This window comes from Sphingomonas sp. (assembly GCF_004799495.1).
Lineage (GTDB): Bacteria > Pseudomonadota > Alphaproteobacteria > Sphingomonadales > Sphingomonadaceae > Sphingomonas.
Genome location: NZ_SSMY01000008.1, coordinates 442,858 through 449,185 on the forward strand (window position 1 = coordinate 442,858; position 6,328 = coordinate 449,185).

The following is a 6,328-nucleotide window of genomic DNA, read 5'->3' on the forward strand; positions in this document are numbered from 1 at the left end:
GGTGGCGCGCATGAACATCTCCGATGCCATCGCGGCGCGCCGGTCGGTGCGCGGGTTCGTCGACACGGCGGTCGATCCGCGCTTGCTGCGCGAGATCGTGGTCAAGGCGGCGCGCGCGGCGAGCGGGGGCAATCTGCAGCCCTGGCATATCGACCTGGTGAGCGGCGACAGCTTGGCCGACCTCAAGACGATCATGGCGGCCAAGCTGATGGCGGGCGAGACCGAGACGCCGGGCTACGACATCTATCCGCGCGAGCTCGCCGCGCCGTACCGCGAGCGGCGCTTCGCCGTGGGCGAGGCGATGTACGGCCATGTCGGCATTCCGCGTGAGGACAAGGCGGCGCGGCGGATGTGGTTCGCGCGCAACTTCGCCTTCTTCGGCGCGCCCACGGCTTTGTTCTGCACGGTCGACCGGCGGATGGGACCGCCGCAATGGTCGGACCTGGGGATGTACCTGCAGAACGTGATGCTGCTCGCGGTCGAGGCCGGGCTGGCGACCTGCGCGCAGGAATGCTGGGCGATCTACCCGCGCACGATCGAAACATTTCTGGGGACGCCGGCGGAGCGGATGCTCTTCTGCGGGATGGCGATCGGGTATGAAGACACGGCCGAGCCGGCCAACCGGTTGCGCACCGAACGGGCGGACGAAGGGGAATGGCTGACGGTCAGGAATTAGAGCACCACCGACTCCGCTTCGGTCTGCTCGATCGCGGCCTGGACCATGCGTTCCCACATGTCGGCGTCGCCAGCCTGCGCCATCGCTTCGTCGGGTTCGCGCAACGTCTTGAGCACTGCGACGGCATCCATCAAATGGTCGCGCCAAGTCTGCTCGACGATCGGCGAGGCCGGGGCGTCACCGCCTTCGGCATTGGCGCTGGCGTGCTGGCCGGCGAGTACGCGGGCGATGCGTTCGGCGGCGGTCGTGGTGGCGATGGGCATGACAATCTCCTCGCGGTTTCAACCCGCCAGGCGGCGCAACCTCCTCGCGGTTTCAACCCGCCAGGCGGCGCAACGATCCTTGGCGGCCCCCGCTCGCGCCTTCTAGTCCAGGTCGGTCTGGATCCAGCGCGGCGAGTGGTGGATGTCGACGGTCTGGAGGCGTCCCGGGCCGAGATTTTCGAACCGATGCGGCACCGCGGCGGGGCCGAACACGATTTCGCCCGCCGACGCGTCGATTACGGTATCGCCGACGAAGAAGCGCGCCCGGCCTTCGACTACGACGAAGGTCTCGTCATAGGGGTGGACGTGTAGCCGCGGGCCGACGCCGATCTCGTCGGTGCCATAGGTCAGCACGGTGACCGACCCGCCGAGCGTCTCGCCGTTGACGAAGCCGCGCCACGGGCCATCGGCCGCCGGATCGAACAGCCGCTCCTTCGCGGCGGGACGGCCGTCGGGGGTGAGGGTGGCCGGGTCGAAATCGTTGCGCGCCATATCGCTCTCCTGTCGAGCAAGGATAGCGCACGGGGCCGATGAAGAAAGGACGCGAAAAAACCCTCTCCTATCGGGGAGAGGGAATTCGGGTTCCCGCCAAGGCCCGCCGCGGCAAAGCCGCGTCGTCGATCGGGCCGCTGGCCCGTCAGCCGGGCTCGCCGCTCAGCGCGAAATAGCGCCGCTATTTCGCTGCGACGAGCCACGGCGGCGATTGCCGCCACGGCCACGCGAGGCATAGGGGTTGGCCGGACGCGGATCGTGCGTCTTGCGCGGCGGGCGATGCCCGCTCGGGCCGCGCGGACGTTCGTCGCGCGTCACCTCGACATGGCCCGCTTTCTTGCGCACCGACGCCAGCCGTGCCGCTTCCGCCAAGAAGCCCTCGGGCAGCGCCTTGAGCGGCACCTTCTGGCGGATCGTCTTCTCGATATCGCGCAGATACGGCTTTTCGTCGTCGGCGACGAAGCTGATCGCGATCCCGTCATTGCCCGCGCGCGCCGTCCGCCCGATGCGGTGAACGTATTGCTCGGGCACGTTGGGGATCTCGAAATTGATCACGTGGCTGACCCCCGACACGTCGATCCCGCGCGCGGCGATGTCGGTCGCGACCAGGATCGGCACTTGCCCCGACTTGAAGAGGCCAAGCGCGCGTTCGCGCTGCGGCTGCGACTTGTTGCCGTGGATCGCGTTCGCCGCGATGCCGTTCTGGCCAAGCAGCCGGACCACGCGATCCGCGCCATGCTTGGTGCGGGTGAAGACGAGCGCGCGGTCGATCGCGGGATCGGCGAGCGTCATCGTCAGCAGCGCCTGCTTCTCCGCCTGGTTGACGAAGGTCGCGTATTGATCGACGCGCTCGGCCGTCGTCGCCGCGGGCTTGATCGCGACGGTCGCCGGGTTGGTAATGAACTGGTCGGCCAAGTCACGGATCGATTGCGGCATGGTGGCCGAGAAGAACAAGGTCTGGCGCTGGCGCGGGACCATCTTCACGATCTTCTTGAGCGCATGGATGAAGCCCAGGTCGAGCATCTGGTCGGCCTCGTCGAGCACCAAAGTCTCGATCAGCGCGAGGCTGACGAAACGCTGTTCGACCAGGTCGAGCAGGCGCCCCGGCGTCGCGACGAGGATGTCGATGCCGCGGCTCATGTCCTGACGGTTCTTGTTGATGCTGGTCCCGCCAAACACGGTCGCGACCGAGATGCGGCTGAACTTGCCGTATTCGCGCGCGCTGTCGGCGATCTGGCTGGCGAGCTCGCGCGTCGGGGCGAGCACGAGCATGCGGCAATGCGTCGGAAGGACGCGCTTGCCGCTTTCGACGAGGCGCTGGATCGACGGCAGCACGAACGCCGCGGTCTTGCCGGTGCCGGTCTGCGCGATGCCGAGCAGGTCGCGGCCTTCGAGCACGGTCGGGATCGCCTGTTCCTGGATCGGGGTGGGCACGGAATAGCCTTTGGCTTCGAGCGCACGAACGAGTGGCTCGGCGAGACCGAGATGGGAAAATTTGGTCATGGAATCTCTTTGTAATGCCTCACGCGCGCCGAAAGGACGCACGGGCGGCGGGGGTAAAATGACACCCCGCGTGACTTGGGAAGCCTGTTAGCTATCGACCGAGGCGGAGCCTGGATGCGAACACCCGATCACGCTGCATGACGCCTCGATGGACCGGCATATGCATGCTGCAGTGCAAAAAGTCAAGGCTGGCGGCGTTTGCGCTAATAGACGCAGACCGAGAAATCGTCGCCCTTCCAGCACGCGCCATCGCGGCGCGAGCGGTGCGCGGGGCCCCAGCGCGAGTTTATCCCCGCCTCGGTCAGTCCGCGGACCTCCGCGACGCCCGGGCGCGTGACGTAGACGGTGATGCTCAGCGTCTCGCCGCCGAACGCGCGGCCGTGCGGCGGGGTGACGGTGAAGGTGCCGCCCTTCGCGACCGTATATTGGCACGGCCCCGAATAGCTGACGCCCTCGGAATCGATGACGCAGCGCGCGGTCTTGGCGTGCGCGGGGATCGCGATGGTCAGCGCGGCCAGCGCGGCGGCGGCGAGGATCGGGCGGTGCATGGCGGCTCCTTGGTGGGGTGACGAGGAACGGGGATCAGCCTATAGCGAACCGCGAAGCCGGGCAAACCCGCCCGCCGGCGACAGGAGGCCAGCTTGACCAAGAACGCGATCGCCCGATCCTTTGCTCTTGCTCAGGTAAATTATGTCTTCTCCAAAATCTGCCGTCGTCACTTTGGATTCGCTGTCGCTCTCGACGCCTGACGGCCGTCCGCTTTTTCACGATCTGACGCTTGCCTTCGGGCGCCAGCGCACCGGCATCGTCGGGCGCAACGGGTGTGGCAAGTCGACCTTGCTCCACGCGATCGACGGGAGCGTCGAGCCGGCGGCCGGCAGTATCGCGCGGCACGGCAGCGTCGCTTTGCTGCGGCAGGATTGGGCCGATGCATCGATCCCGCTCGCCGAAGCGCTCGGAGTCGGGGATGCGCTCGCGCGGCTGCAGCGGATCGAGACGGGGGCGGGCGACGAAGCCGATCTCGCCGAGGCCGACTGGACGCTGGAGGCGCGGATCGACGCGGCGTTGGCCGATGTCGGAATGGCGGAGATCGACCTCGACCGACCGCTCACGAGCCTGAGCGGTGGACAGCGCACCCGCGTCGCGATCGCCCGGGCGGTGATCGCCGCGCCCGATCTGCTGCTGCTCGACGAGCCGACCAACAATCTCGACGCCGACGGGCGCGCCGCGATCGCCGGGCTGATCGCAGGCTGGAAGGGCGGCGTGGTGGTCGCGAGCCACGATCGCGCGTTGCTCGAAGGGATGGACCGCATCGCGGAGCTGACCCCGATCGGCTGTCGGCTGGTCGCTGGCGGCTGGTCCGATTTCGTGGCGGTGCGCGACGCCGAGCGCGCGGCGGCAGCCACCGAGCTCGATCGCGCGGAGGGGGCTTTGCGCCAGACCGAACGCGCGGTGCAGGACCAACGCGAAAGGAAGGCGCGGCGCGACAAGGCCGGGCGCGCCTACGGCAAATCGGGGAGCGCGCCGAGGATCGTCGTCGGCGCTATGAAAGGGCGCGCGGAGAACACCGCGGCGCGACTGGGCCAGGTGGCAGATCGCATGATCGGCGACGCGGAGGCAGAGCGCGCGACGGCGCGCGCGAAGGTCGAAGTGGTGACGCCGCTGAGCATCGACCTACCGCCGAGCGGGCTGTCGTCGAGCCGCGAGTTGCTGCGGATCGAAGGCGCCGTGATCGCGCGCGGCGAACGGCGGATCGGGCCGGTCGAGCTGTCCGTCCGCGGCCCTGAGCGCGTCGCGCTGTCGGGGCCAAACGGCGCGGGCAAGACCAGCGTCCTGGCGCTCGCGACTGGGGCGCTCGACCCGGTCGCGGGGAGCGTGTGGCGATCGGACCGGATCGCGCTGCTCGACCAGCATGTCGGGTTGCTCGATCCGGGCGCGACGATCCTCGCCAACCTCCGCGCGCTCGCGCCTGACCTCTCCGACAACGAAGCGCGTGCCGCGCTCGCGCGCTTCGCGTTCCGCAACCAGGCGGCGGAGCGGGTCGTCGGGACGCTATCTGGCGGCGAGCGGCTCCGCGCGGGTCTCGCCTGCGTCCTGTCCGCCGCCCGCCCGCCGCAGCTCTTGCTGCTCGACGAGCCGACCAACCATCTCGACCTCGATTCGATCGAAGTGCTCGAAGCGGCGCTGCGCGGTTACGATGGCGCGTTGCTGGTGGTCAGCCACGACCGCTCCTTCCTCGACGCGATCGGGGTCGAGCGGGAGGTCAGCCTTTAGAGCGAACGGCCAATGAGTTCTTTCATGATCTCGTTCGTCCCGCCGTAAATCCGGCTCACGCGCGCCGCGCGCCACATCCGGGCGATCGGGTATTCGTTCATGTACCCCGCGCCGCCATGGAGCTGGAGGCACTTGTCCATCACTTCCCATTGCAGCTCGGTATGCCAAAGCTTGGCCGCCGCACCTTCGGTCGGCGTGAGCTCGCCCTTCAGATGCCGCTGGATCCCCCAGTCGAGATGCGCCCAGCCGACCTGGAGCTTGGCGGCGAGATCGGCCAGCACAAACTTGGTATTCTGGAAATCGAACACCATCCCGGCGAACGCTTTCCGCGTCTTGGTGAACTCCACGGTTTCATCGAACGCCTTTTGCGCCGAAGCCTGCGTGCCGATCGCGATCGACAGCCGTTCCTGCGGCAACTGGCTCATCAGGTAGATGAACCCCTTGCCCTCCTCGCCCAGGCAATTGGTCATCGGCACGCGGATGTCCTCGAAGAACAGTTCCGACGTGTCCGCGGCGTCCTGCCCGATCTTGTCGAGCTTCCTGCCCCGCTTGAACCCCTCGCGGTCGCTTTCGACCAGGATGATCGACATGCCCTTGTACGCGGGCTGCGCGTCGGGATCGGTCTTGGCGACGACGAGCACGAGGTCGGCGTTCTGGCCGTTGGTGATATAGGTCTTGCTACCGTTGACGACGTAATGGTTGCCGTCCTTGCGGGCGGACGTGCGGATCGCCTGGAGGTCGGAGCCGGTGCCGGGCTCGGTCATCGCGATCGCGGTGATCGTCTCGCCCGATACGAGCCGCGGGAGCCACTGCTTCTTCTGCTCTTCACTGCCGTAATGTTCGATATAGCCGCTGACGATGTCCGACTGGAGCGAAAAGCCTGCGGGGACGCCGATGTACGACATCTCCTCATCGACGATCGCGTTATAGCCGAAGTCGAGCCCCAGCCCGCCATATTCCTCGGGCACGGTCGGGCACAGCATCCCGATCTCGCCCGCCTTGCGCCAGAACTCCTTGGGTACAAGGCGGTTCTTCTCCCAGTCGCCCACATTGGGCACGCCTTCCTTTTGCAGGAAACTGCGAACGGTCTGGCGGAAGGCCTCGTGATCCTCGTTATAGG

The 6,328-nt window shown here is 67.5% G+C and carries 7 protein-coding genes; 2 read left to right on the forward strand and 5 right to left on the reverse strand.

All coding sequences use genetic code 11. The features are described 5' to 3' along the window. Nucleotides 1-10: 10 nt before the first annotated feature. Nucleotides 11-676 (forward strand): nitroreductase, encoded by a 666-nt coding sequence (locus tag E7773_RS10170; RefSeq protein ID WP_293990743.1) that lies wholly within the window; start codon nt 11-13, stop codon nt 674-676. On the opposite strand, the gene E7773_RS10175 is transcribed toward E7773_RS10170, so the two are convergent. The 4 genes from E7773_RS10175 to E7773_RS10190 all read right to left on the reverse strand — a co-directional run bounded on the left by E7773_RS10175 (nt 673) and on the right by E7773_RS10190 (nt 3,482). After that, a complete protein-coding gene (locus E7773_RS10175) occupies nt 673-939 on the reverse strand; it encodes a hypothetical protein (protein ID WP_293990745.1) in 267 nt (88 codons plus the stop codon). The two genes, E7773_RS10170 and E7773_RS10175, sit on opposite strands and share 4 nt — an antisense overlap. 102 nt (nt 940-1,041) lie before the next feature. Then, the gene (locus tag E7773_RS10180; RefSeq protein ID WP_293990747.1) at nt 1,042-1,431 is read right to left on the reverse strand and encodes a cupin domain-containing protein; all 390 of its coding nucleotides are present in this window, start codon (nt 1,429-1,431) and stop codon (nt 1,042-1,044) included. 162 nt (nt 1,432-1,593) lie between these two features. Beyond that, complete coding sequence (locus tag E7773_RS10185; RefSeq protein WP_293990749.1) at nt 1,594-2,934, reverse strand: DEAD/DEAH box helicase; 1,341 nt, start codon at nt 2,932-2,934, stop codon at nt 1,594-1,596. A gap of 203 nt (nt 2,935-3,137) precedes the next feature. Continuing rightward, nucleotides 3,138-3,482, reverse strand: a complete 345-nt coding sequence (locus tag E7773_RS10190; RefSeq protein WP_293990751.1) for a hypothetical protein — start codon at nt 3,480-3,482, stop codon at nt 3,138-3,140. A 142-nt stretch (nt 3,483-3,624) separates the two neighbouring features. Here E7773_RS10190 and E7773_RS10195 point away from each other — a divergent pair, with 142 nt between their 5' ends. Further along, the gene (locus tag E7773_RS10195; RefSeq protein ID WP_293990753.1) at nt 3,625-5,208 is read left to right on the forward strand and encodes an ABC-F family ATP-binding cassette domain-containing protein; all 1,584 of its coding nucleotides are present in this window, start codon (nt 3,625-3,627) and stop codon (nt 5,206-5,208) included. Here E7773_RS10195 and E7773_RS10200 read toward each other — a convergent pair. Further along, the coding region (locus E7773_RS10200; RefSeq protein WP_293990755.1) for an acyl-CoA dehydrogenase family protein at nt 5,205-6,328 on the reverse strand (1,124 nt) is incomplete at its 5' end. The two genes, E7773_RS10195 and E7773_RS10200, sit on opposite strands and share 4 nt — an antisense overlap.

What these genes read in the sequence shown, in the direction of transcription:
- E7773_RS10195 (WP_293990753.1), top strand. Translation starts at nt 3,625, where the DNA reads ATGTCTTCTCCAAAATCTGCCGTCGTCACTTTGGATTCGCTGTCGCTC.
- E7773_RS10185 (WP_293990749.1), bottom strand. Translation starts at nt 2,934, where the DNA reads ATGACCAAATTTTCCCATCTCGGTCTCGCCGAGCCACTCGTTCGTGCG.
- E7773_RS10175 (WP_293990745.1), bottom strand. Translation starts at nt 939, where the DNA reads ATGCCCATCGCCACCACGACCGCCGCCGAACGCATCGCCCGCGTACTC.
- E7773_RS10190 (WP_293990751.1), bottom strand. Translation starts at nt 3,482, where the DNA reads ATGCACCGCCCGATCCTCGCCGCCGCCGCGCTGGCCGCGCTGACCATC.
- E7773_RS10180 (WP_293990747.1), bottom strand. Translation starts at nt 1,431, where the DNA reads ATGGCGCGCAACGATTTCGACCCGGCCACCCTCACCCCCGACGGCCGT.
- E7773_RS10170 (WP_293990743.1), top strand. Translation starts at nt 11, where the DNA reads ATGAACATCTCCGATGCCATCGCGGCGCGCCGGTCGGTGCGCGGGTTC.